This window comes from Pseudomonas sp. m6p (assembly GCF_055760375.1).
Map to the genome: position 1 here is coordinate 1,744,087 of NZ_CM147084.1, position 23,678 is coordinate 1,767,764.

General features: G+C 61.2%; 24 protein-coding genes and 1 riboswitch. Of the genes, 12 read left to right on the top strand and 12 right to left on the bottom strand.

Annotation, left to right across the window (positions count from 1 at the left end; translation table 11 throughout):
• The 3 genes from ACYZUM_RS07965 to ACYZUM_RS07975 form a co-directional block, all read right to left on the bottom strand.
• The gene (locus tag ACYZUM_RS07965) at nucleotides 1-2,253 is read right to left on the bottom strand and encodes a xanthine dehydrogenase family protein molybdopterin-binding subunit (protein ID WP_108182426.1); all 2,253 of its coding nucleotides are present in this window, start codon (nucleotides 2,251-2,253) and stop codon (nucleotides 1-3) included.
• Entirely contained in the window at nucleotides 2,253-2,708 is a 456-nt protein-coding gene (locus tag ACYZUM_RS07970; RefSeq protein WP_027613020.1) for a (2Fe-2S)-binding protein, read from the bottom strand. The genes ACYZUM_RS07965 and ACYZUM_RS07970 overlap by 1 nt, the downstream gene beginning before the upstream one ends.
• A gap of 88 nt (nucleotides 2,709-2,796) precedes the next feature.
• Nucleotides 2,797-3,729, bottom strand: a complete 933-nt coding sequence (locus ACYZUM_RS07975) for an AraC family transcriptional regulator (protein ID WP_108182427.1) — start codon at nucleotides 3,727-3,729, stop codon at nucleotides 2,797-2,799.
• A 159-nt stretch (nucleotides 3,730-3,888) separates the two neighbouring features.
• Here ACYZUM_RS07975 and ACYZUM_RS07980 point away from each other — a divergent pair, with 159 nt between their 5' ends.
• Nucleotides 3,889-4,938, top strand: a complete 1,050-nt coding sequence (locus tag ACYZUM_RS07980) for an NAD(P)-dependent alcohol dehydrogenase (RefSeq protein WP_041062671.1) — start codon at nucleotides 3,889-3,891, stop codon at nucleotides 4,936-4,938.
• A gap of 157 nt (nucleotides 4,939-5,095) precedes the next feature.
• The gene (locus tag ACYZUM_RS07985) at nucleotides 5,096-5,824 is read left to right on the top strand and encodes a type 1 glutamine amidotransferase (protein ID WP_108182428.1); all 729 of its coding nucleotides are present in this window, start codon (nucleotides 5,096-5,098) and stop codon (nucleotides 5,822-5,824) included.
• Here the strand turns inward: ACYZUM_RS07985 and ACYZUM_RS07990 are convergent.
• The 3 genes from ACYZUM_RS07990 to ACYZUM_RS08000 form a co-directional block, all read right to left on the bottom strand.
• The gene (locus ACYZUM_RS07990) at nucleotides 5,821-6,177 is read right to left on the bottom strand and encodes a hypothetical protein (RefSeq protein ID WP_108182429.1); all 357 of its coding nucleotides are present in this window, start codon (nucleotides 6,175-6,177) and stop codon (nucleotides 5,821-5,823) included. The two genes, ACYZUM_RS07985 and ACYZUM_RS07990, sit on opposite strands and share 4 nt — an antisense overlap.
• Before the next feature lie 230 nt (nucleotides 6,178-6,407).
• Nucleotides 6,408-7,247 carry a glutathione-dependent disulfide-bond oxidoreductase gene (gene yghU, locus ACYZUM_RS07995; RefSeq protein ID WP_108182430.1) on the bottom strand — a complete coding sequence of 280 codons (840 nt, stop codon included), beginning with the start codon at nucleotides 7,245-7,247 and terminating at the stop codon, nucleotides 6,408-6,410.
• A 73-nt stretch (nucleotides 7,248-7,320) separates the two neighbouring features.
• Nucleotides 7,321-7,941 (bottom strand): LysE family translocator, encoded by a 621-nt coding sequence (locus ACYZUM_RS08000; protein WP_108182431.1) that lies wholly within the window; start codon nucleotides 7,939-7,941, stop codon nucleotides 7,321-7,323.
• 176 nt (nucleotides 7,942-8,117) lie between these two features.
• Between ACYZUM_RS08000 and ACYZUM_RS08005 the strand changes: the two genes are divergently transcribed.
• Nucleotides 8,118-9,029 (top strand): LysR substrate-binding domain-containing protein, encoded by a 912-nt coding sequence (locus tag ACYZUM_RS08005; RefSeq protein ID WP_108182432.1) that lies wholly within the window; start codon nucleotides 8,118-8,120, stop codon nucleotides 9,027-9,029.
• A gap of 63 nt (nucleotides 9,030-9,092) precedes the next feature.
• On the opposite strand, the gene ACYZUM_RS08010 is transcribed toward ACYZUM_RS08005, so the two are convergent.
• Nucleotides 9,093-9,536 carry a GFA family protein gene (locus tag ACYZUM_RS08010; protein ID WP_411157865.1) on the bottom strand — a complete coding sequence of 148 codons (444 nt, stop codon included), beginning with the start codon at nucleotides 9,534-9,536 and terminating at the stop codon, nucleotides 9,093-9,095.
• A gap of 375 nt (nucleotides 9,537-9,911) precedes the next feature.
• Entirely contained in the window at nucleotides 9,912-10,868 is a 957-nt protein-coding gene (locus ACYZUM_RS08015) for a LysR family transcriptional regulator (RefSeq protein WP_108182433.1), read from the bottom strand.
• Nucleotides 10,869-10,994: 126 nt separating this feature from the next.
• Between ACYZUM_RS08015 and ACYZUM_RS08020 the strand changes: the two genes are divergently transcribed.
• From ACYZUM_RS08020 to ACYZUM_RS08030, 3 genes are all read left to right on the top strand, one after another.
• Nucleotides 10,995-11,270 (top strand): DUF2798 domain-containing protein, encoded by a 276-nt coding sequence (locus ACYZUM_RS08020; RefSeq protein ID WP_108182434.1) that lies wholly within the window; start codon nucleotides 10,995-10,997, stop codon nucleotides 11,268-11,270.
• Between the two features lie 222 nt (nucleotides 11,271-11,492).
• Nucleotides 11,493-13,280, top strand: coding sequence for a thiamine pyrophosphate-requiring protein (locus tag ACYZUM_RS08025; protein ID WP_108182435.1), 1,788 nt, complete (start codon nucleotides 11,493-11,495; stop codon nucleotides 13,278-13,280).
• A 215-nt stretch (nucleotides 13,281-13,495) separates the two neighbouring features.
• Nucleotides 13,496-14,209 carry a DUF72 domain-containing protein gene (locus ACYZUM_RS08030; protein ID WP_108182436.1) on the top strand — a complete coding sequence of 238 codons (714 nt, stop codon included), beginning with the start codon at nucleotides 13,496-13,498 and terminating at the stop codon, nucleotides 14,207-14,209.
• A gap of 1 nt (nucleotide 14,210) precedes the next feature.
• On the opposite strand, the gene mntP is transcribed toward ACYZUM_RS08030, so the two are convergent.
• The 3 genes from mntP to ACYZUM_RS08045 all read right to left on the bottom strand — a co-directional run bounded on the left by mntP (nucleotide 14,211) and on the right by ACYZUM_RS08045 (nucleotide 17,206).
• On the bottom strand, nucleotides 14,211-14,774 hold the full coding sequence (mntP, locus tag ACYZUM_RS08035; RefSeq protein WP_108182437.1) for a manganese efflux pump MntP: 564 nt from the start codon (nucleotides 14,772-14,774) through the stop codon (nucleotides 14,211-14,213).
• 8 nt (nucleotides 14,775-14,782) lie between these two features.
• Nucleotides 14,783-14,953: riboswitch (yybP-ykoY riboswitch) on the bottom strand.
• 223 nt (nucleotides 14,954-15,176) lie between these two features.
• Nucleotides 15,177-16,547, bottom strand: coding sequence for an ATP-binding protein (locus tag ACYZUM_RS08040; RefSeq protein WP_108182438.1), 1,371 nt, complete (start codon nucleotides 16,545-16,547; stop codon nucleotides 15,177-15,179).
• On the bottom strand, nucleotides 16,544-17,206 hold the full coding sequence (locus ACYZUM_RS08045; RefSeq protein WP_108182439.1) for a response regulator: 663 nt from the start codon (nucleotides 17,204-17,206) through the stop codon (nucleotides 16,544-16,546). Before ACYZUM_RS08045 ends, ACYZUM_RS08040 begins: the two co-directional genes overlap by 4 nt.
• A 170-nt stretch (nucleotides 17,207-17,376) precedes the next feature.
• Between ACYZUM_RS08045 and ACYZUM_RS08050 the strand changes: the two genes are divergently transcribed.
• Genes ACYZUM_RS08050 through ACYZUM_RS08070 form a run of 5 tightly spaced genes read left to right on the top strand, consistent with a single transcriptional unit; the run spans nucleotide 17,377 to nucleotide 22,196 of the window.
• Nucleotides 17,377-17,643 carry a PepSY domain-containing protein gene (locus ACYZUM_RS08050; protein WP_007960465.1) on the top strand — a complete coding sequence of 89 codons (267 nt, stop codon included), beginning with the start codon at nucleotides 17,377-17,379 and terminating at the stop codon, nucleotides 17,641-17,643.
• Nucleotides 17,643-18,188: a cytochrome b/b6 domain-containing protein gene (locus ACYZUM_RS08055; RefSeq protein ID WP_108182440.1), complete on the top strand. Its 546-nt coding sequence runs from the start codon at nucleotides 17,643-17,645 to the stop codon at nucleotides 18,186-18,188. Before ACYZUM_RS08050 ends, ACYZUM_RS08055 begins: the two co-directional genes overlap by 1 nt.
• A gap of 51 nt (nucleotides 18,189-18,239) precedes the next feature.
• A complete protein-coding gene (locus tag ACYZUM_RS08060; RefSeq protein ID WP_108182441.1) occupies nucleotides 18,240-19,535 on the top strand; it encodes a sialidase family protein in 1,296 nt (431 codons plus the stop codon).
• Complete coding sequence (locus tag ACYZUM_RS08065; RefSeq protein ID WP_108182442.1) at nucleotides 19,535-20,146, top strand: hypothetical protein; 612 nt, start codon at nucleotides 19,535-19,537, stop codon at nucleotides 20,144-20,146. Before ACYZUM_RS08060 ends, ACYZUM_RS08065 begins: the two co-directional genes overlap by 1 nt.
• A 22-nt stretch (nucleotides 20,147-20,168) precedes the next feature.
• Nucleotides 20,169-22,196, top strand: a complete 2,028-nt coding sequence (locus tag ACYZUM_RS08070; RefSeq protein WP_108182443.1) for an LTA synthase family protein — start codon at nucleotides 20,169-20,171, stop codon at nucleotides 22,194-22,196.
• A 29-nt stretch (nucleotides 22,197-22,225) separates the two neighbouring features.
• On the opposite strand, the gene ACYZUM_RS08075 is transcribed toward ACYZUM_RS08070, so the two are convergent.
• Nucleotides 22,226-23,044, bottom strand: coding sequence for an alpha/beta fold hydrolase (locus ACYZUM_RS08075; RefSeq protein WP_108182444.1), 819 nt, complete (start codon nucleotides 23,042-23,044; stop codon nucleotides 22,226-22,228).
• A gap of 172 nt (nucleotides 23,045-23,216) precedes the next feature.
• Between ACYZUM_RS08075 and ACYZUM_RS08080 the strand changes: the two genes are divergently transcribed.
• Entirely contained in the window at nucleotides 23,217-23,666 is a 450-nt protein-coding gene (locus ACYZUM_RS08080; protein WP_108182445.1) for a winged helix-turn-helix transcriptional regulator, read from the top strand.
• Nucleotides 23,667-23,678 lie beyond the last annotated feature (12 nt).

Here is a 23,678-nt window from a genome sequence, read left to right on the forward strand (position 1 = left end):
TCAAGTGAAGGTGTGGCGGCTCATGGGCAGGCTGCGCACCCGTTGCCCGGTCAGCGTTGCCACCGCATTGGCGACGGCGGGCGCGACGGCGGGCAGCGGTGGTTCGCCGATACCGCCCATTTTTTCCCCGCTCTCGATCACACGCACGTGGACCCGGGCCATCCGCGCAGGCGGCAGGATCGGATACAAGTCGTAGTTGCGCGCGCGCGGTTTGCCATCAATCCACACGGCTTCCTCCACCAGGGTCTGCGACAGTCCCAGCGCCACCGCGCCATTGACCTGCGCTTCGACAATCGCCGGATTGACGATGCTGCCGGGGTCGATTGCCTGCCAGATGTCGTGCACCTTGACCTGACCGTGCTCGATGGAGACTTCGGCGATCACCGCCGTCTGGGTACCGAACGGCGACGCCATCGCCACGCCTCGGGCACGTTTGCTGCCGTCCGCCGCGGTAAACGGCCCACGCTTCCAGCCACCCGACAGCTCGCCCACCGCTTGCAGCAGCGTGGTCAGTCGCGGGTTGTCGCGCAGCAGATGCAGGCGCAGTTCGAACGGGTCCTTGCCGCCCTTGTCGGCCAGTTCGTCAAGGAACGACTCATAGAAGAAATCGTTGAGCGAATTGCCCACCGAACGCCAGTAACCGAGCATCGCCGGGCCTTTGGCGTAGATCTGCGCGATGCGCTTGTTGGGGATTGCATAGGACTTGCCCGACAAGCCTTCAAGCGCCGTCGGGTCGAGCTTCTCACCCTGTTTGCCGGCCAGCGCCTCGGTCGGTCCTTCGGTGGCGCTGATCGCTTCGATTGCCAGCGGCCAGCCGTCATTGTCCAGCGCGGCACGGAAATTCACCGCGGCTACAGGACGCAGCACGTCGCGCAGGAACTCTTCCTCGCGGCTCCAGATCAGTTTGACCGGGCGGCCAACCGCCTTGGACAACTCGATCGCCTGGGGGTAGGGACTGGCGGCGTCGTAAAGGAAATGCCGACCGAAGAAACCGCCCAGCAATGGCGAATGCAAGGTGATGCGCGACGGATCCAGCCCGGTGCGTTTGGCGATGTCGGCACGGAACATGTCCGGCGCCTGATTCGGCAGCCAGACTTCCAGCGAACCGTCGGGATTGAAGCGGGCCAGCGCCGACGGCGGCTCCAACTGACCGTGGTTCAGGTACTGGTTGTGGTAAGTGGCGTCAATCCGGGTCTTGGCGCTGGCCAGAACTGCAGCCACGTCGCCCTCATTTTCATCATCCCTGGCCGGGCCTTTGTCGTCAGCCAGGCGTTTGAGCCAGGCATCACTGGAAAAGTCTGCGGGCATCGGCCGAACTTTGCTGTCGGCGGTTGGCTCTTGCCAGTCGACCTGTATTGCTTCCACTGCACGTTTGGCGTGCCACCAACGCTCGGCGACCACCGCCACGGCACCCGGCAGACGATGCACGGAATGCACGCCTTTCATCGCCTTGACCTGCTCTTCGTTGCGCAGGTTGCCCACGGTCATACCCAAACGCGGGGCGTGCTGAACGGCGGCATGCAGCATGTCGTCGACCTTCAGGTCGATGCTGTACAGCGCCTTGCCGGTGGACTTGTCGTAGGCATCGACGCGCTTCACCGGTTTACCGATCCAGCGGAACTGGCTCGGATCACGCAGTTGCACCGAGGCCGGATCGGGAACCGGCAGATCCATGGCGTGTTCGGCCAGTTCGCCGTAGGCCAGCGAGCGGCCCGATTTGGCGTGCACGACTTTGCCGGGTTCGGTAGTCAGTTCGCTCACCGGCACCCCAAGTTTCTGCGCACCGGCCTGCAGCAGCATGGCGCGGGCGAGGGCGCCGAGGCGGCGCATCACCGGGTAACTCATGCGCACCGACATGCTGCCGCCGGTGATGCGCATGCCGTTCTCCATCACTACATAGGCTTCGCCGGGCGGCGCGGCTTCTACCAGGAACGTCGCCGGGTCGGCATCCAGTTCTTCACCGACGATCTGCGCCATCGCGGTGAACGTACCTTGTCCGCCTTCCATGAACGGGCACAGCAGGCGCACGCGGTTGTCCGGGCGGATTTCCAGAAACGCTGGCACCTGCGTGCCGCGTTCGGCAGTGGCCGACGCCACTGCCGCTTGCACGCGCGTCGTGCCCAGCGGCAGGCCGAAGCCGAGCACCAGTGCGCCGACGGCGGTGCCGGCCAGAAAGCGTCTGCGCGACACATTGATCGGTTCGTGCAGCGTCAGTGCTGATGCTTCCTGGGACGGATCGATACGCACGTTCATCAGGCGTCTCCCTTGCCGGCCAGCTCATGCACAGCGGCATGAATGGCGTTGTACGTGCCGCAGCGGCACAGGTTGACCATCGCCGCTTCGATCTGCGCGTCACTCGGTTTTGGGTTTTGCTTGAGCAGCGCCGTGGCGGCCATCACCTGGCCGGACTGGCAGTAGCCACACTGGGCGACCTGCAGATCAACCCAGGTCGAGACCACCCGTTTGCCGACGTCATCGGCCTCGATCGCCTCAATGGTGGTGACCTCGCGGCCGACCACACCGGCCACCGGCGTGACGCACGAGCGCACCACGTTGCCGTCCACCAGCACGGAGCAGGCGCCGCATTGCGCCAGGCCACAGCCGTATTTGGTGCCGGTCATGCCCAGATCATCGCGGATCACCCACAGCAAGGGCGTATCGGCGTCGGCATCGACCTGATAGGTTTTCTGGTTGATTCGTAGTTCCATGGTTCACCCGCTCGATCATCGGTTGACGTGCATTTTTATAAGCGGTGAAACGCGGCGTGGCGCCTCACCGGTGAAGCGTGTTCTTTGCTCAACTGGCCGCGTTGCCCAGCGCTTCTGCGGCGAAGGGGTCGCCACGCAGTAGCGCGATGTCCCGACTGGGTGCGGTGCCGTACAGGCGGGCGTATTCGCGGCTGAATTGCGAGGGACTTTCATAGCCGACCGCAAACGCCGCTCGCGAAACGTCCAGACGCTCCATCCACATCAATCGGCGCGCCTCGTTCAGTCGCAGCCACTTCTGGTACTGCAGCGGGCTCATGCCGGTGAGTTGGCGGAAGTGGTGGTGAAAAGTCGGTGCGCTCATCTGCACTCGCGCCGCCAATTCATCGATGCGCAGCGCCTCGGTGTAGTTGACCTTGAGCCAGTCGATGGCTTTGGCGATGCGATAACCCTGGCCATCGACGGCCGTGATCTGCCGCAGCCGCGCACCTTGATCGGTATGGAGCAACCGATAGTGAATTTCCCGCAGCACCAGCGGCGCCAGTACCGGGATCGCTTCAGGCTCGTCGAGCAATGCCAGCAGGCGCTCAAGCGCGCCTTCCAGCGCGCACGACAGGTTGCCAATGCCAGCGCCCGCGTTCATCGACGGCGGCCGTTTCGCAGGCAAGCCACCTTTGCTGAGGATCTCGGCGAGCATGCCGACGTCCAGTTTCAGCACCAGCCCGACACAGGGCTGTTCGGGGCTGGCAAGCATCACTTCGGAATTGGCGGGCAGATCCAGCGAGGTGACCAGAAACCGCGAAGGGTCGTAGCTGTAACCCTCACCGCCGACCCACAAGCGCTTTTCCCCACGGCCCACCAGAATCAGGCTCGGCTCGATCATGCACACGGTCGGTGGCGCCGGCTGATCGCGACGAAACAGCGACAGGCCGGGTATCGACGTGGCGAAGTCGCCCGCTACGCTCACGCGCGAGTCGATGTTCAACGCCAAAGGTGATTCGTGGCGCAGCGGGGTAGGGATCATGTCGGCAACTCCTGTTGAACGAACTCTAATCCGCTGCACAGGCGTTTCCTATACACCACCCTGCAACCTCAGAGGATCAGGCAAGCATTCAAGAGGAATGCACTAGGGCAGAGGTGAATCGACCGGGAGAATGTGTCAAACCATTACAGGAGAGCCACCATGCAAGTCTTCGCTTATGGCGCCCATGCGGGCGACAAACCGCTTGAACCTCTGCGCATCACCCGTCGCGATCCCGGCCCGGAAGACGTGCAGATCGAAATTGCCTATTGCGGTATCTGCCACTCCGACCTGCACCAGGTGCGGGCCGAATGGGAGGGCACACAATATCCTTGCGTGCCCGGTCACGAGATCGTCGGTCGGGTCACCGCCGTAGGCCAACAGGTCAGCGGCTTCGCTCCGGGTGATCTGGTCGGCGTCGGCTGCATTGTCGACAGCTGCAAACATTGCGAAGAGTGTGCCGAGGGTCTTGAGAATTACTGCGACGGCATGATCGGCACCTACAACTTCCCGACTGCAGATGCGCCCGGCTGGACCCTGGGCGGTTACTCGCAAGCGATCGTGGTGCACCAGCGCTACGCATTGCGGATTCGTCATCCTGAAACTCAACTGGCTGCGGTGGCGCCGCTGCTGTGCGCGGGCATCACCACCTGGTCGCCGCTGCGGCACTGGAACGCTGGCCCGGGCAAAAAAGTCGGCGTGGTCGGCATCGGTGGTCTGGGCCACATGGGCATCAAACTGGCGCACGCGTTGGGCGCGTACGTAGTGGCGTTCACCACGTCCGAATCGAAACGCGAGGCCGCGAAAAGCCTCGGCGCCGATGAGGTGGTGGTTTCAAGCGATGCCCAGCAAATGGCCGCGCACCTGAAAAGCTTCGACCTGATCATCAACACCGTGGCCGCCCCCCACGACCTCGACGCTTTGCTGGTGCTGCTCAAGCGTGACGGCGCAATGACACTGGTGGGCGCTCCGGCGTCACCGCATCCATCGCCGAACGTGTTCAACCTGATCATGAAGCGTCGTACCCTGGCGGGATCGATGATCGGCGGTATTCCAGAGACTCAGGAGATGCTCGATTTCTGTGCTGAACACGGCATCGTCTCGGACATCGAGCTGATCCGTGCCGAGCAGATCAATGAGGCGTACGAGCGCATGCTCAAAGGTGACGTCAAATACCGTTTCGTGATCGACAACGCGACGCTGGCACCGTGAAAACAGTGCGTCCGGGCCAATGCCCGGACGCCTCTCGCGATTGTGAGAGAGTGATGGTGGAGTTGTCAGCTCAACTCCAGCAACGGATTTGCAAATGACACAAAGTGTCATATAGTCTTTCGCGCAACACTCACCCAGCCCCCACCAAGGATTTTCAATGAACGTTCATTTCGTGGTTCACGAAGCATTCGAATCGCCCGGCGCCTATGAAACCTGGGTGCGCGAACGTGGCCATGAAGCGAGTTATTCGCGCGTGCATGCGTTTGAGGCCTTGCCCGCGAGCGTCAAGAACATCGACCTGCTGGTGGTGTTGGGCGGCCCGCAATCGCCGGCGACGAGCAAAGAGGAATGTCCGCATTTCGATGCGGCTGCCGAGTGCGACCTGATCGTTAGAGCGATCAACGCGAACAAGGCAGTGGTAGGCGTTTGCCTGGGGGCGCAATTGCTCGGCGAAGCGCTGGGTGCTGCGCATGGTCACAGCCCGGAAAAGGAAATCGGCAATTTTCCGATCACCTTGACCGAGGCGGGCAAGAACAACGCCAAGGTGGCGCACTTCGGCGATGCGCTCGACGTCGGTCATTGGCACAACGATATGCCGGGGCTGACGGCGCAGGCGAAGGTCCTCGCCGTCAGTGAGGGCTGTCCGCGCCAGATTGTCGAGTACGGCGATCTGGTCTACGGCTTCCAGTGCCACATGGAGTTCACGGCGGAGGTCGTGGAGCGTTTGATTGCCGCGTCCCCTGACGAGCTGGCGGCGGCGCTGGATTGTCGTTTCGTTCAGCAGCCGGCGGCGCTTCGCACCAACGCTTATGAGCAGATGAACCTTAAGCTGTTCGAGTTCCTCGACAAGCTGGTGGCGCAGTATCAACAGCAACGCAAGGGCTAGGAATAGCGGGCCAAACGCTCACGCCAGTTGCCACCGTGCGAACGCATGCACGCTTGCTCTGAGTCGAAACACACGTTGCGCTCTGATGCGGGCAGGTCGATATCGGCCTCCCTCAGCGCGGTGGCCGTCAGTTCGAAGATCCGTGCTTTGGCTTGTGTGAGGGCGAGATGTTTGTCGGCCTCAGTATCGAATACCCAGATCACTTTCAGGGTCGCCGCCAATGCGTTCAGGTCAGCGGTGTGGGTCAGCCAGGTGAAGCCCTGGATTTCAGCTTTTGCGGCTTCACATGCGTCGGTGAGCGTGGCAATCAAGCGCCGCTCGATCCGCGCCAGTTCTCGTTTTCCAGCAGGCATTGCAGATCCTTATACGACAGTGGTGGTGTGGTCTCACTGTAATTGCTGAGGTTCACAAATCCTCATGTCCAACCCGAATTTCCTGTGGGAGCGAGCTTGCTCGCGAAAGCGGTAGGTCTGTTATGTCAGTGTTGACTGACCTGGCGCCTTCGCGAGCAAGCTCGCTCCCACAAAGGTTGCTATGAACCGGGATGCCCCTGTCCAGTACAAATCTTTGTGGGAATGTGGCGTCAGTCCAGATCGCTGGCCTGATGCCGTTCAGCAACCTGGCTCGCCTCGTCACCCCAGGTGCGATTGACGCGCTGGCCACGCTTCACCGCAGGGCGTTGGGCGATGTCTTCGGCCCAGCGCTGCACGTGTTTGTAGTCCTGAGCCGATAGAAATTCGGCGGCCGAATACACGTTGTTGCGCACCAGTTGGCCGTACCACGGCCAGACCGCGATGTCGGCGATGGTGTAGCTGTCGCCGGCCAGATAGCGGCTTTCCTTGAGGCGTCGGTCGAGCACATCGAGTTGACGCTTGGCTTCCATTGTGAAGCGGTTGATCGGGTATTCGAGCTTCTCCGGCGCGTACGCATAGAAGTGCCCAAAGCCGCCCCCCAGATAAGGCGCAGAGCCCATCTGCCAGAACAACCAGTTCAGGGTTTCCGTGCGGCCAGCCGGGTCTTTGGGCAGGAAGGCGCCGAACTTTTCCGCCAGATACAGCAGGATCGAACCGGACTCGAACACCCGAATCGGCGGCTGTGCGCTGCGGTCGAGCAGCGCCGGAATTTTCGAGTTCGGATTGATCTCGACAAAACCGCTGGAGAACTGATCGCCCTCGTTGATGCGGATCAGCCAGGCGTCATATTCGGCCCCGGAATGCCCCAACGCCAACAGCTCCTCCAGAAGGATGGTCACCTTCACGCCATTGGGGGTCGCCAGGGAGTACAGCTGCAGCGGATGTTTGCCGACAGGCAATGTCTTGTCATGCGTCGGCCCGGCAATCGGGCGATTGATGCTGGCGAAATGGCCGCCGGACGGCGCTTCGTGTTTCCAGACCTTGGGCGGAGCGTAGGGCGCTTTACTCATGAAATGGGCCTCATGGTGAACTTGCCGAGAATGACCTGACGGATATCAGACACGACAGCATAAACGCTCTAGCTCAAGACTGCGCAACCCCCGGAATGATCAAACACGCCGCCAGCCCCATCAGCGCAATCCCGATGACCTTGTCGAGGAGCCGCTGTTTTTCCAGCAGGCGACGGCGTAACCGTTCAGTGGAGAAAAACAGCGCAACCAGACTGAACCACAGCCAATGAATGACCGACATGAACAAGCCATAGGCGAAGTTCACCGTCAGTGAACTGCCTGGCTCCACCACCTGGCTGTAGGCCGCCACAACGAACAACATGGTTTTCGGATTCAGTGCATTGGTCAGAAAACCTGAGCAGAACACCTTCCAGGCACGGGGTGCCGAAGCGCTCCCATCGGTAAATGTCAGCACGGATTGATTGGTAAAGGACTTGATGCCCAGATAGACCAGGTATCCGGCGCCCAGCAGTTTCATCATCCAGAACAGCAGCGGCGATTGGGTGATGATCAGCGCCACCCCGAACACCGTGTAGAACACGTGAACCTGCACGCCACAGCCGATGCCCAGCGCAGCCAGCAAACCACTGCGCCGTCCGTAGGCATAACTGTTGCGAGTGACCATGGCAAAGTCCGGACCCGGGCTGATCACCGCCAGAACAGTGATGGCGATTACCAGAAACAATTCATTCATGCCTACGCTCCATCGCGTCATTTGCGCTACTTGATTTCACAGATGCACTGTCCGCAGTCATTCTTGCAAAAGTTTGGAAGGATGCAGCAGGCTCCGAGTGGCGCCATGATGAGAAATTGTCACTGGCAAAAAAAACGATTTATAGTCGCGAAAATCTGTGAGAAATCATCGTCTATATGAACCTGCCTCCGCTGGCTGCCTTTCGCTTCTTCAACACCGCTGCCCAGACCCAGAGTTTCGTCAAGGCTGCCGAGCTGCTGCACGTCACCCACGGCGCGGTCAGCCGCCAGGTGCGTTTGCTGGAGGAGGCGATCGGGGTCGAGTTGTTCGAACGGCGTAACCGCGCGATCTTTCTCAATCACGCGGGACGTTTGCTGTTCAATGTCACCGCGCCGATGTTCGAACAGTTGCAGAGCACGGTTTATCGCCTGCAACGCGAAGTCCACGATGACGTGCTGGTGGTGTCCTGCGAGCCGACCATCGCCATGAAATGGCTGATCCCGCGTCTGCCCGACTTCCACAGCGCGCATCCACAGTTGCAAGTGCAATTGCTGACGGCCGGCGGGCCGATCGACTTCGCTCGTTCAGGGGTGGATCTGGCGATCCGCCGCGATGATTTCCATTGGGACGAAACCGTGCACGGCGTGACCCTTTGTGAAGAGTGGATCGGCCCGGTCTGCGTGCCGTCCAGTCGTCCTGACGGTGATCATTTGCGTGGCGCCTGCCTGCTGCACAGCAAGACGCGCCCGCAGGCGTGGGACAACTGGATGCGACAGACCCGGATCAGCGCGGCAGGGGGCAGTCGGGTCGATTACGAGCATTTCTACCTGTGCATTCAGGCCGCGCTGGCCGGGCTGGGCGTCGGTATGACGTCGTTTCTCATGGTGCAGGACGAACTCAAGTCCGGCCAGTTGATCGCGCCGTTCGGCTTTGTGCGGGACGGTTCGAGCTATTGCCTGCTGTCACCGCGACCCTTCGAACAGAGCGCCAATGCCATGCTGTTTCGCGAATGGATTACCCAGCAGATGAGTGCGTGTAGCCGGCAGTTCGGAGACGGAATTACGGTTAGCTCCTCCGAGCCTGTTTAACTCTGCAATCTGTCGCCGCTGTTTACCATCAGTGCTGGGAAAAGTAGGCCTGTGATCAACGGTTCAACGCTCGCGATGTGGCCAGTGATCTTGAATTTCATACCATGACGCTTTGGATGTCACCTCGACATGCTGCTGTTTACCGGGGGTGAAAGCGGTATCCAGTGTTCCCAGTGCTATTGAGATCCACTCCGAGAACTCGCCTTGAATGCGTGACCAGAACAACGAAGCGCCGCAGTGAGAGCAGAATTGGCGCAACACTGCTTCAGAGGAGGGATAAGACTTGATGTCTTCGGTGCCCTCCAACAATTCAAGGTCTTTACGCAGCACGCTGCCATAGCTGGCAAATGCGGCTCCATGGCTTTTGCGACACTGCGTGCAGTGGCAGTGAGAAACCGCTTTTGGATTTGAGTTGATCTGGTATCTGACGGCACCGCAAAGGCAACTGCCTCGCAAGGTTCGGGAAGAGGCTTTTAGCGACTCCGGATCGAATGATGTGTTGGCAATCCTGCTGGCGTCAGATTCCAACTGCCATTGGTCGCAGCTGTTGGAAATCTGGCGTACAACCCACTGCTGCGGGCCAGTCCAGGAAAGCTCTAGGTACGGGCCCGCAAGCTCTGCGTTGGCGATCAGTAACGCCGCCTCATCCGCGGGGCCGGGGCACATGCCTCCGACAGCGAAAGGTACACGCGCAAGCATCAGTTCGTTGAGCAAGCGCACCAGCTCGGCATGTGAGGTGAAGGGCATTGTGCGTTCTCCGGCAGCAGAGCCGGCGAAGACCAGATCGCCCGTAGTCGAGTCGGACGAGTTGATCGACGCCAGATGTACCGGTGGCTGCCCTGAGCCTTTTGCATAACGTGGTGTGTTCACTGCAAATCCTTTTCAGCGGGTGTGCGAGACGATGTGGCCAAAAGCATTTTCCAGCGCCCAGCGTCTATTCAAGTGCTCAGTCAAATAATCCATGAAGGCTCTGACCTTCGGCGTCATCGCTGCTCGTTCCTGCACGCACGCATAGATGTCCATCGGTTCGACATACCCGTGGGTTTCACCCGGAAGATCTTCAAACAGTTGCACCAGTTGACCGCTCTCGAGATAGGGCGCAGCGACGAATTCGGCCAGGCGCGTGACACCTGCGCCGTTGACTGCCATTTGCGCCAGGGCGTCGATGTCGTCGCTGATGGCGGTGGCGTTGATCGGGGCGTCGTAGTGCTGGTCGTCGCGGATGAAACCCCAGCGCAGAAAACGCCCATCTAACGGGTAACGGAACGCCAGGCAGGCGTGGTGTTGCAGGTCTTGCGGTGATTGCGGCACGCCGGCGCGTGCAAGGTAGGCGGGTGCGGCGCAGAAGATGAAAGGCAGGGAAACGATTCGGCGTGCGACGATGCCGTCTTCCAGTTGTGGTTTGATCCGCAGGCTCAGGTCGATTCCGTTCTGGATGTGGTTGATTTTGCCGTTGCTGGTCGACAGCTCGACCAGCAGGCGCGGATGCAGTGCGGCGAAACTGGCGAGTAACGGCGCCAATACGTGGCGACCGAAGGCGCTGGTGGAGGCAATGCTCAACCGGCCTTGCAGTTCGCCTTCGTCGCCGATGATCGCGCTTTGCGCCGACTCCAGATCCGCCGCGATGCGTTTGACTTTCTCGTAATACAGCGCGCCATTTTCAGTGAGGGCCATGCGGCGGGTGGTGCGCTGCAGCAGGCGCACGCCGAGGTGTGTTTCCAGGCGATTGAGGGTCTGGCTGACCGCTGCCGCACTGACGCCCAGAGCCTTGGCGGCGCCGACGATCGAGCCGGCCTCAACCACTTTGATAAAACTGGCAATCGCCGCCAACAGATTCATCCATGTCCCGCCGTGTGGGTTTGATTCGTAAGTTGTGCTTTATAAAGTACCTGTGGCAGGCCGTCTAGTTGAGGGCTGGGGGCTTTGCTAAGGTGCCGGCTCCCTGTCAATGGATGGAAAAGCCATATGAATCAAAGAACCACTACCGATGCCCTGTATTCGCCGCGTCGCAAGTTGTCGTCACGAGCGACGCCCTACGTGTTTGCGTTGTACATGGCGACGATCATGGCGTTCCTGATGTCGCTGGTGATCACCGCCGCCAACTCCGGGATTGATAACGACTACCTGAGTAATGCGCTGCACGCCTACAAGCTGGCGATGCCGGTGGCGTTTTTGTGCATCCTCGTGGTGCGGCCGATCGTGATCAAACTGGTGGCGATGACGGTGCATCCGCATCGTTGATGATCCCCGTGCAGGAGCTGCCGAAGGCTGCGATCTTTTGATGTTGTTTTTGCAGATCAGAAGATCGCAGCCTTCGGCAGCTCCTACAGGGAGCGGTTCGGCAATGCCGTCGGGCAAAAACAATCGAAACTTCGCGCGCTCCCAAACTGTCCAGACCCATGTACCGCCCGGCGGATGTCTCGCCGGGCAGGCTTCATGCATCGGTGACAGGCGAGGAACGAAATGACGACGACAGTGGGCGATTTTCTGGTTGAGCGGCTCAGCCAATGGGGCGTCACGCGGATTTTTGGTTATCCGGGAGACGGCATCAATGGCGTGTTCGGCGCGCTCGCCCGAGCCAATGGCAAGATCGAATTCGTTCAGGCCCGGCACGAAGAAATGGCCGCGTTCATGGCGTCGGCCCACGCCAAGTTCACTGGCGAGTTGGGCGTGTGCATCGCCACTTCGGGACCGGGTGCTTCGCACCTGATCACCGGCTTATACGACGCACGCATGGATCATCAACCGGTACTGGCGATTGTCGGCCAGCAGGCACGGACGGCGCTCGGCAGTCATTACCAGCAGGAGCTGGATCTGGTCTCGATGTTCAAGGACGTGGCCGGGGCGTTTGTGCAGCAGGCGTCGGCGCCGTCGCAGGTGCGTCATCTGCTTGATCGCGCCGTGCGCACGGCGGTTGGCGAGCGGCGGGTGACGGCGATCATTCTGCCCAATGATTTGCAGGATCTTGAGTATGAACCTCCGGCGCGGGCGCATGGCACCGCGCATTCCGGCGTCGGATACACCAAGCCGAAAGTGCTGCCCTACGAGGCGGATCTGCAGCGCGCTGCCGACGTTTTGAACAGCGGTGAAAAAGTCGCGATTCTGGTCGGCGCTGGCGCGTTGCAAGCGACGGATGAAGTGATCGCCATCGCGGAAAAACTCGGTGCTGGCGTGGCCAAGGCGTTACTTGGCAAGGCCGCGCTGCCGGACGATTTGCCGTGGGTCACCGGCAGTATCGGCCTGCTGGGCACCGAGCCGAGCTATAAGATGATGAGCGAGTGCGACACTTTGTTGATGATCGGCTCGGGTTTTCCCTATGCCGAATTTCTGCCCAAGGAAGGTCAGGCGCGCGGCGTGCAGATCGACCTGCAGCCGGACATGCTCAGCCTGCGTTACCCAATGGAGGTCAATCTGGTCGGTGACTCCGCCGAAACCCTCGCTGCGCTGCTGCCGTTGCTCGAACAGAAGACCTCGCACAAGTGGCGCAAAAAGATCGAGGGCTGGCGCGGCAGTTGGGAGAAAACCCTGGAAAAGCGTGCGATGGCCAAAGCCGATCCGATCAATCCGCAGCGGGTGGTGTACGAGCTGTCACCGCGCCTGCCGGATCAGGCGATCATTACCAGTGACTCGGGTTCCTGTGCCAACTGGTACGCGCGTGATCTGAAGATTCGCCGCGGCATGCAATGTTCGCTGTCCGGTGGCCTGGCCTCGATGGGCGCCGCCGTGCCGTACGCGATTGCCGCCAAGTTTGCCCATCCCGAGCGCGCGGTGATTGCGCTGGTGGGTGACGGTGCGATGCAGATGAACAACATGGCCGAACTGATCACCGTTGCCAAATACTGGCGCCAATGGAGCAGCCCGAAATGGATCTGCGCGGTGTTCAACAACGAGGATCTGAATCAGGTCACCTGGGAGCAGCGGGTGATGGAGGGCGATCCTAAGTTCGAAGCCTCGCAGAGCATTCCCGATGTGCCGTATCACCTGTTCGCCATTTCCATCGGCCTGAAAGGGATTTTCGTCGACCGCGAAGAAGACGTCGCTGCCGCCTGGGAGCAGGCGCTGGCCTCGGACGTGCCGGTGCTGATCGAGTTCAAGACCGACCCCAACGTGCCGCCGTTGCCGCCGCACATCAAGCTCGAACAGGCGAAGAAATTTGCCACGACCTTGCTCAAGGGCGACCCGGACGAGGCGGGGGTAATCGTGCAGGCCGCCAAGCAGGTACTGGCCAGCGTTCTCCCCGGCAAAAAATAACCACGACAGGCGCTTCCCGCCCCCCACGTCGGTGAGCGCCGCCGAAACCTGTGGGCGCGAGCTTGCTCGCGAAAGCGTTGTGTCAGGCGCAGCGATTGTGGAGGTGCCGACGCCTTCGCTGGCAAGCCAGCTCCCACAGGTATTTCGTTGTGCCTGAAATCTGTGAACGAGACCGTGGAGATTTTCATGCGTGAAGCGGCGAAGGTACTTTTCTGATGTTCATCGGTTGCGCGGGCTGGAGTCTGGGGCGTGAGTATTGGCCGCAGTTTCCGGCCGAGGGCACGCATCTGCAGCGCTATGCGGCGCTGTTCGACTGCGTGGAAATCAACAGCTCGTTTTATCGGCCGCATCGGCGTCAGACCTATGCGCGCTGGGCGGATTCGGTGCCGCCGGGCTTTCGTTTTTCGGTGAAGGTGCCAAAGCAGATCACTCATGAGTTGCGTCTGCAAAACTGTGATCAAGCGCTGGACGAGTTTCTCGGGCAGTGCGAGGGCTTGGCCGATCGGCTGGGGTGTTTGCTGGTGCAACTGCCACCGTCGCTGGCCTTTGAGCCGGCAAGTGCAGAGGCGTTTTTCGTGGCATTGCGTCAACGCTTCGCCGGTGACGTGGTGCTTGAGCCACGGCATGAGTCATGGGTAACGGCAGCGCCGATGTTGCAGGCTTATCGGATTGCCCAGGCCATGGTCGATCCGTCGCGGATCAGTACCGACGGTTCGGCGCAGGGCTGGACGGGAGTGCGCTATTGGCGACTGCACGGGTCGCCACGGATTTATCACAGTGCTTATGAGATGCCTTATCTGCAGCAACTTGCGCAGGACATGCAGCTTTGCGCTGCTGATGGGGCCAGCGTCTGGTGCATCTTCGACAACACCGCCAGTGGCGCCGCGTTGGGCAACGCGATGACACTGGCGGCGCTGAGCCGGGCCTGAATCAGGCTGCCAAGTGCTCATACAGAATGGTCGCGCCGACGATCATCAGCACCACGCCACCAACCATTTCCGCACGCTTGCCGACGACCGCACCGAGCACCCGGCCGAGCATCACGCCAATGGTCACCATGGTCATGGTTGCCACGCCGATGGCCGCTGCCGCCACCCAGATATTCACGTCGACAAACGCCAGACCGACGCCGACCGCGAGCGCGTCAATGCTGGTGGCGAACGCGGTGACCGCCAGAATCAGGAACGAGTGCTGACCGGGTTTTTCTTGTTCCTCGTCTTCGTGCTTCAGGCCGTTATAGATCATGTGCAGACCGAGGATCAACAGCAGGGTGAAGGCGATCCAGTGGTCCCATTCGGCGACCCAGCGGGTGGCAGCCTGGCCGATCAGCCAGCCGATGATCGGGGTGATGGCTTCGATCACGCCGAAGATCAGGCCGGTGCGCAGCGCTTCGCTCAGACGTGGTTTGTGCAGGCTGGAGCCTTTGCCGATGGCTGCGGCGAACGCATCCGTGGACATGGCCAAAGCAAGGAATATGAGGGAAACAGGATTCACGGGGGCACACTTCCAGTCGGGCTATGAGTCAACGACACAACCACACGCCCGACTTCAGGCATGGATGTGTCGTCGGTCTCACCAACCAAAAGGTGTTCGTACCACGGCAGGTTGCCGAGAATGTTGATACGAACGCTTCCGAGGGACTCGGAAACAGGCTACTCCCCAACGAGGCTGCGAATCTTATGGGGGCAAACATGAAAATTTTGTCAAAAGCATTGAGGCGATCGATAAACGCAAGACTCTGTGGCGAGGGAGCTTGCTCCCGCCGGGTCGCGAAGCGGCCCTTCTTTTGTCGAACAGCAGAAGGCCTGCTGCGCAGTCCAGCGGGACGGTGCGACGATTCGACAAGCTCCCTCGCCACAGATATCTTCACACAGAGTTACGCTCGAACCTGTCAGCTCAGCGCTCCTCATTGATCCGCAACTGCGCGCACAACCCGCCCTGCGGCCGGTTGTACAGCTGCAACGTGCTGCCGATCTTGCTGACGATCATCTGCACGATCGCCAGCCCCAGCCCGGCGCCGTTGCCGTGGCCGTGGCTGTAGAAACGCTCGAACAGCCGCGCGTATTCCTGCTCGTTGATACCGGGGCCGGCGTCCTCGACGCTGATGTACACCGCGCCGCCCGCCTGCGGTTGCACCTGGACTCGCACCTCGCTGCCCGGCGGGGCGAAATTCAGGGCGTTGGTCACCAGGTTCTGCAAGGCGATGGCGAGGGCTACCGGGTCGGTGTCGACCGGGCAGTGGTGGTCGCTGTCGAGGAACAGTTCGACGTCCTTCTCCATGGCCAGCGGTGCCAGTTCGGCAAGCTCTTCGCGCACCAGTTCGGTCAGATCCACAGTGCGGGTGTCGGGATTGGCCAGGTGCGGTTCGATGCGCGCCATGGTCAGCAATTGACTGGCGATGCGCGTCGCCCGATCCACTGCGCTGAGCAGATATTCCAGTGCCTCTTCGCGTTGTTGCGGCGTGGCGGCCAGTTGCGCGTTTTGCGCGTGGATCCGCAGAATCGCTAGCGGAGTGCGCAGTTCATGGGCGGCGTCGGCGATGAAGCGTCGCTCCCGCGCCAGCAGATTGTCGATCTGCTGCAACAGGCGATTGAGCGCGGTCTGCATCGGCTCCAGATCATGCGGCAGGGGGCTGAGGTGCAGCGGTTTCAGGGTTTCGGTATCTCGTCCGCGAATGCTCTGCGCCATCGCCCGCAGCGGTTGCAGGCCCCAGCCGATGGTCAGCCAGATCAGCGCGGCCAGCAGCGGTACGCCGATCAGGCTCGGCCATAACGTGTGGCCGACGATGCGCTCGATCAGGTCCTGACGGATGTCGTCGCGCTCGCCGACCCAGATCAGCAATCCTTGCTGCGAATCCTTGAGCAGAAACGCGCACCAGTCGCGGCCATTCTCCATCAGGTCATGCGAGCCGAGGGTGGTGGGCGGCGCTGCAAGCTCCGGCGCTTCGGCCGAGCGCACCAGCAATTGCCCGTCGCTGCGCCAGACCTGAAAAGTCAAACGGGTTTCGTAAGGGTGCGCAGCCTCGCCGTCGCCGACCCGGCTCATGGCGTCATCGAAGGCCTGATAGAGCCGGCTCCAGTCGTTGTCGCCGGGTGCGCGCTGGGCCAGCACGCCTTGCAGCAGGCGCGCGCTTTGTGCCAGCTGGGCATCGTAGACTTCTTCGATTTCATGGTGACTGTCGCGCAGCACCAGCCAACTGATCAGCAGGTCGCCGATCAATACCAGAATCAGTACCGGCACCAGAATCCGCGCACGGATGGAAATCATGGCTTTAGCTCCAGCACATAGCCGACGCCGCGCACGGTGCGGATCAATTCGCTCGAGAGTTTTTTGCGCAGGTTGTGGATCAGCACTTCGAGGGTGTTGCTTTCGACCCGGTCCTGCCAGCCGTACAGCGCTCGCGACAGGCGTTCGCGGGTGACGACCTTGCCCGGGCGAGCCATCAGTTGATGCAGCAGTTGATATTCCATCGGCGTCACCACCACGTCAGTGCCGCGCCAGCTGACCTGCTGCGTGACCGGATCGAGACACACGCCCGCATGCTCAAGCACCGGTTGCGCACGGCCCTGACTGCGGCGCAGCAGGGCGCGAATGCGCGCCTTCAATTCATCGACGTCGAAGGGTTTGATCAGGTAGTCGTCGGCGCCGGCATCCAGCCCGGCAATGCGCTCGGCGGTGCCGTCGCGGGCGGTGAGGATCAGCACCGGCAAGTCCTGTTGTTCGCCACGCAAGCGTTGCAGCAGCGCCAGACCGTCGAGCCGTGGCAGGCCGAGGTCGAGCAACAACAAGTCGAAGCTTTCACTGCGCAGGGCGTGCAGGGCGCTGGCCCCGTCCTGCAACCAGTCGAGGGTGTAGCCTTCACTGCCGAGGGCAACGCGAATGCCTTGACCGAGGGCGCGATCATCTTCGACCAGCAATAGGCGCATAACGGATTCTCTTGAGGAAACATGGCGGTTGACCGGCGGCATCATGCCGCTGTGCAGCCGGCTGTGGCAGCTGACCCGACGGGAAAGATGTAACGACTCGTTGCCAACTAAGCTTCGACTAAGGTTGCTTTTGCACAGTGAGGCCTTCCTCATCGAGCGAGAGTGTTTCCATGCGCAAACTTCTGCTGTTGTCCCTCATCGTTGCCAGCCCATTGGCCGTCGCCGGCCCGCAATGCACCACCGCCGAACGCTCGCAATGGCAAGACCAGAAAGCCTTTCAGGAGCAGCTCAAGGCTCAGGGCTACGAGATCAGCAAATTCAAGGTTACCGACGGCAACTGCTACGAGATCTACGGCTTCGACAAGGACAAGCGCAAGGTCGAGATCTACCACGACCCGGTCAGCGGCAAAGCGGTGAAAACCGAGATCAAGGGTTGATGCCGAGCGCGTCCGTGCGCCTGTGGGACCCCGTGGTGCGGCTGTTTCATCTGTCCATCGCGGGCGTCTTCGTCGCCAACTACTTCTTCAATGAAGCCGGTGACGTCTGGCATGTCTGGCTCGGCTATTACGCCATGGGCTGGCTGCTGGTGCGGCTGGTATGGGGCTTTGTCGGGCCGCGCAGTGCGCGCTGGGCGGATTTCTGGCCGACACCGACGCGGTTGATCGCTCATGCGCGCTCGCTGATTGCCGGACGGCCCGAGCATCGCCTCGGGCATTCGCCGATGGGTGCGCTGGTGATGATTTTGATGCTGCTGGCAATGTTCACCGCTGGCGTGAGCGGTTGGGCCATGGAAGAGGTCGATGCCTTGTGGGGCGCCGATTGGCCGTTGCAGGTGCACGAAACCGCTACCGACACCTTGCTGGTGCTGGTCTGCCTGCACATCGCCGCCGCGCTGTTCGAAAGTTTTCTGCTGCGCGACAACTTGCCGTTGTCGATGCTCACCGGACGCCGACGGCGCTTGCCGGACGATCCGCCGCGCTGACAGGGATGTTTTGTCGATTGCCCTCCATCCTGTTTTTGCCGTGAGTCCACTATGCGTGCGCTTCCCGATCGCTTGAAACTTATCCTCGGCGGACTGGCCGTGAGCCTGATTTTCTGGGGTGCCTGGCGCAGCCATCCGGCCCATGTGCTGGCGCCGTTTGCCGTAACGGCGCCGCCGGTCGATGCCTCGCTGCAGGCACCTGAGCCGCTGTACAGCAGTCGCTTCGTCTCCTCGCAATTGAATGATTTCGTGCACTCGTCGTCGGTGACCGCACTGCCGGGCGGCGACCTGATGGCGGTGTGGTTCGCCGGTTCCCGCGAAGGCGCCGCCGACGTGCAGATCCGTACCGCCCGCTATGACGCCGACAGCGCGGAGTGGGGCGCCGAGCAGGTGTTGGCCACCCGCGAATCGACCCGCGACGGCACCCGCCGCTACATCCGCAAACTGGGCAATCCGGTGATCGCCCTCGCGCCGGATCAACGGTTGTGGATGTTTTATGTCTCGGTATCCGTGGGCGGCTGGGCCACCAGTGCGATCAACGTGATGGTCTCGGATGATTTCGGGCGCAACTGGTCGGCGCCGCGACAGCTGATCACTTCACCGTTCTTCAACATCAGTACGCTGGTGCGCGCCGCGCCGGTGTTCCATGCCGACGGCTCGATCGGTTTGCCGGTGTATCACGAGTTCATGGGCAAATTCGCCGAGTACCTGTACCTGAGCGCCGACGGCGCGGTGATCGACAAATTCCGTATCAGCCGTGGCAAGCATTCGTTGCAGCCAACCATTGTGCCGCTGGACGGACAACGTGCCGTGGCCATGCTGCGTTATGCCGGCGACACTCATCATCGAGTACTGGCCAGCCGCACCGAGAATGCCGGGCAGACCTGGAGCGAGCCGTATCCGCTGGAACCGGCCAACCCCAATTCGTCGCTGGCGGCCGTGGGTACCGACGACAACGGTTTGCTGGTGGCGCTCAATGATCTGCAGGACGGACGCTTCAAACTCAGCCTCTACGGCACCGATGCCAACCTGAGCAACTGGCGCAATGTGATCGAACTCGATCAGTCGCCCGATCCGCTTGGCCAGCCGTTCGCCCCCGAAGCCTACAAAGCAATCATCGGCGAAGGCTTTCGTGCTTCCAGCGGGGCGCGTCGTCTGCCGCTGGAAGCGCGCTTTCTGAGCAATCTGGACTACCGGGTGTGCAAGCCGCAGGGCTGTGATTTCGAGTACGAGTATCCGTACTTCAGTCGCGGCAGCGATGGGCTCTATCACCTGGTGTATTCGTGGAATAACACCTTCATCAAACACGTCAGCTTCAATGAAGCGTGGCTCGAGGAGCGCCTGTGATGCTGTTGCTCTGGCAAGCCCATTTGACGTTCGTCCTGCTCGCTTTTGTCTTGCTCGGCTCGCTGCACTTCACGCAACGCTGGCGTCCGTGGCTGTTGCCGCTGCTGGCGCTGGTCAGCTTTGTGCCAGTCAACGATCTGCCGTTAGCGGCGTACGTGCGCAGTGTCACCGATGATCTGGCGATTACCACGCTGGTGTTGCTCGGCTGGGCCAGTCTGGTCCGATTGGGCGTGGTCGAGCGGCAGACGTTGTCGGCACGGGTGCAGGTGCTGGTGTTGTTTACCGTGCTGGCCGCGCTGTTGTACCCGGCGACGATGGGCCTGACCTATTTCGATCCGTACCGCTGGGGCTTCAACCCACGGCCGATGATCGTTTGTATCGGTGTGCTGGCACTGACGCTGTTGTGGCTGCGCAACACGCTGGCCGTGTCGATGTTCGCGCTGGGCACGCTGGCGTTCGCCTTGCGTCTCAAGGCTTCGGAAAACTATTGGGACTACCTGATCGATCCGCTGCTGCTGGGTTACTGCCTGGTCACCGCTGCGGCGCTATGCATCCGCGAGGTCTGGCGTCTGCTGCGAGCCGCACCGGCAAGCACGACATCTTCTATTTGAACCAACGACACTGAGGTCAATGATGGGCTGGTTGCAATCGCGACGCCTGCGCTACGGCGTGGGTGCGGCAGGTTTGGCGTTCTTGTTGTTTGCCCTGCTCAGGCTGGTGTTCGTGCTGGGTTTCTCCGGGATCGCGCCCAGTGAGTTCCTCGACAACCCGGCACTACGCGAAACCCTCGGGATCGGTTTGCGCTTCGACCTGCGCCTCGCCGTGTTGCTGATCCTGCCGTTGGCGCTGCTGGCCTGGGTGCCGCGCTGGAATCTCACGCGTCTGCCGTGGTTACGCTGGGTCGCACGGGTTTACTGGCTGCTGGCGCTCGGTGTGATCGGCCTGTTGTACATCATCGATTTCGGTCATTACGCCTATCTTGGCGTGCGGATCAACGCCACGGTGCTGCGTTATCTGGAAGATGCGCAAATCTCACAACAGATGGTCTGGGAAACCTACCCGGTGCTGTGGATTGCACTCGGCTGGCTGGCGGTGCTGGGCGTCTGCTTCTACGGACTTTTGCAGCTGGAACGGCTGACGCTGGCCCGCGAACCCAAGGTTATCCAGCATCCATCGCTGGCATTCGGCACCGGGCTAAGCGTGGTCGTGGTGCTGCTGGCGCTGCTCGGTCGGGTCGACAATCTCAACCTGGAAAACCCGGTGCCGCTGCGCTGGAGTGATGCGTTCTTTTCCGGTAACGCGCAGATCGCCGCAGTCGGTCTGAACCCGGTGCTGTTCCTGTACGACACGCTGAAAACCGGGCAGGCGCAATTCGATGAGGCGCAGGTGCGCGAGCACTATCCAGTGATTGCCCGCTATCTGGGCGTGGATCGACCGGACCCGCAAAGCCTGACGTTCGAACGTCAGCAAGGCGTGCAGCCGTATCGGCTGCCGGGCACGCCAAACGTGATGTTCGTCATGCTCGAATCGCTGGGCACCAGCGCTGTCGGCGCCTACGGCAATCCGTTGAACCCGACGCCAAACCTCGATCAATTGGCGGCCCAAAGCTGGTTCTTCAAACACTTTTATGTGCCAGTCACCGGCACTGCGAAAACCGTGTGGGCGAGCATCACCGGTGTTCCCGACGTGACTCGCCGCGAGACCGCAACGCGCCATCCGCTGATCACCCGCCAGCACACGCTGATCAACGCGTTCACCGATTACCAGAAGCTCTACATGATCGGCGGCAACGCCGGCTGGGCCAATATCAATGCGCTGATCCAACAGAGCATCGACGGCGTGCGCCTGTATCAGGAAAGTGACTGGCGTTCGCCGCTGGTGGACGTGTGGGGGATTTCCGATCTGGATCTGTTCAAGGAGAGCGACCGCATCCTGCGCGACTTGCCGAAGGACCGACCGTTCTTCGCTTACGTGCAAACCTCGGGCAACCATCGGCCGTTCACCATTCCCAAGGACAACGACGGCTTCCAGGTCAGCAACCTGTCGCTGGAACAGGTGCAGGCCGCTGGGTCACGTAGCGTCGAGCAATACAACGCGGTGCGCCTGCTGGATTTCAATATCGGCAAGTTGATGGAGCTGGCCAAGGCCGGCGGCTATTACGACAACACGATTTTTGTGTTCTTCGGCGACCACAACACCCGCATCAGCCAGATCCCGCACATGCCGCCGGCGTTCGAGCAACTGGGGCTGGAAAGCAATCATGTGCCGATGCTGATTCATGCGCCGGGGCTGCTGGCGCCAAAGGTCATCGAGGAAGCCGTGGGGCTGATGGATCTGCTGCCGACGGTGGCGGGGATGGCTGGCGTGCCGTTCAGCAATGGTGCGATGGGCCGCGATGTCCAGCAACCGGCGCCGGAAGGTGAGCGCGTAGTGCCGCTGGTGCTGCGCGAGGGCACGTTTCCGGTGATTGGCGGGGTGACCAAGAATTTCCTCCTGCAAATGCAGCATGACGGCAGCTCGCCGACTCTGCATGACCTGGCGTCGAACACGCCGCTAGACAACGTCGCCGGGCAAAATCCCGAGGAATTCCAGCGCCTGGTGGAGCTGACGCGGGGCCTGCACGAGAGTGCGCGGCTGATGCTGTATCGCAACGTGCGCTGACCGGGCTGCACCCGGTCAGCGCAGTGTTTTCAGCGGTTGAGGAAGGCCAGCAGATCCTCATTCAGCGCCTGAGCGTGGGTCACGGCAAAACCATGGGGCGCGCCGGCGTAGACTTTCAGCTCGGCGCCCTTGATCTGCGCGGCGGCCTGTTTGCCGGTGGTTTCGAACGGCACGATCTGATCGCCGTCACCGTGGATTACCAGAGTCGGCACGTCGATCTTCGCCATGTCCGGGCGGAAGTCGGTTTGCGAGAACGCGGTGACGCAATCCACGGTGCCTTTGAGCGAGGCGAGCAGGGCGACGTTCAGGGTTTGCGTGAGCACGCCGTCGGAGACTTTTTGGCCCTGATTGGTGCCGTAGAACGGCGCGGCGAAATCAGCGATGAATTGCGCGCGATCCTTGAGCAGACCTGCCTTGATCCCATCGAACACCGAGGTGTCGACACCTTGCGGGTAGTCGGCTTTTTTGCCGAACAATGGCGTCACTGCACCGAGCAGCACCAGCCCGGCAACGCGCTCGCTGCCGTGACGAGCGATGTAGCGGCTGACGTCACCGCCGCCCATGGAGAAGCCGACCAGCGTGACATCGCGCAGGTCGAGGTGGTTGATCAGTTGCGCGATGTCATCGGCAAAGGTGTCGTAGTCGTAGCCGGTCCATGGTTGATCGGAGCGGCCGAAACCACGGCGGTCGAAGGCAATTGTGCGGTAGCCGCGACTGCTCAGGTATTCCATCTGGTATTCCCACATGTCGGCATCCAGCGGCCAGCCATGGCTGAACAGCACGGGCTTGCCGCTGCCCCAGTCCTTGAAATAGATCTGTGTGCCGTCATCGGTAGTGAATGTGCTCATGGAAACTCCTTGCTTGAGTACGCGTTGGGGAGGGGCTGTAAAAGCAGGATTCACTATCCGCGCAATCGACCGTGGCCACTTGTATGCAGGTGCTGCGCTGGCGGCGTGGTTCTTTTCCGCGAACACAGTTGTAAGATGCAACCACACGCTGGATTTGACGGAGAAACACCCTGTGAAGCGCAAAAGCCTGCACGGCAACGCCTGCCCGGTCGCCCGTACGCTGGATCTGATCGGCGACTGGTGGTCGCTGCTGATCATCCGCGATGCGCTGGAGGGCATTCGCCGCTTCAGCGATTTCCAGAAGAATCTGGACATCGCCAAGAACATGCTCAGCGCTCGGCTCAAGAGCCTGGTGGAGCAGGGGATCCTGCAAACCGTGCCGGCCGCCGATGGCGGTGCTTATAAGGAATACGTGCTGACCGAACGCGGCAAGGCTTTGCAGACGGTGATCGTCGCGCTGTCGCAGTGGGGCGGCGAGCACCTGTATGCGCCGGGGGAACCGGGTTCGGTGATGGTTGACGCGCAGCAGCGGCTGCCGATCAGGAAGCTGGAGTTGCAGGCGGCTGACGGCCGTGTGCTGGGGGCTGGCGAGGTATCGACGAAACTTGGCGTAGTGCACTGATTGAAGGTTTAA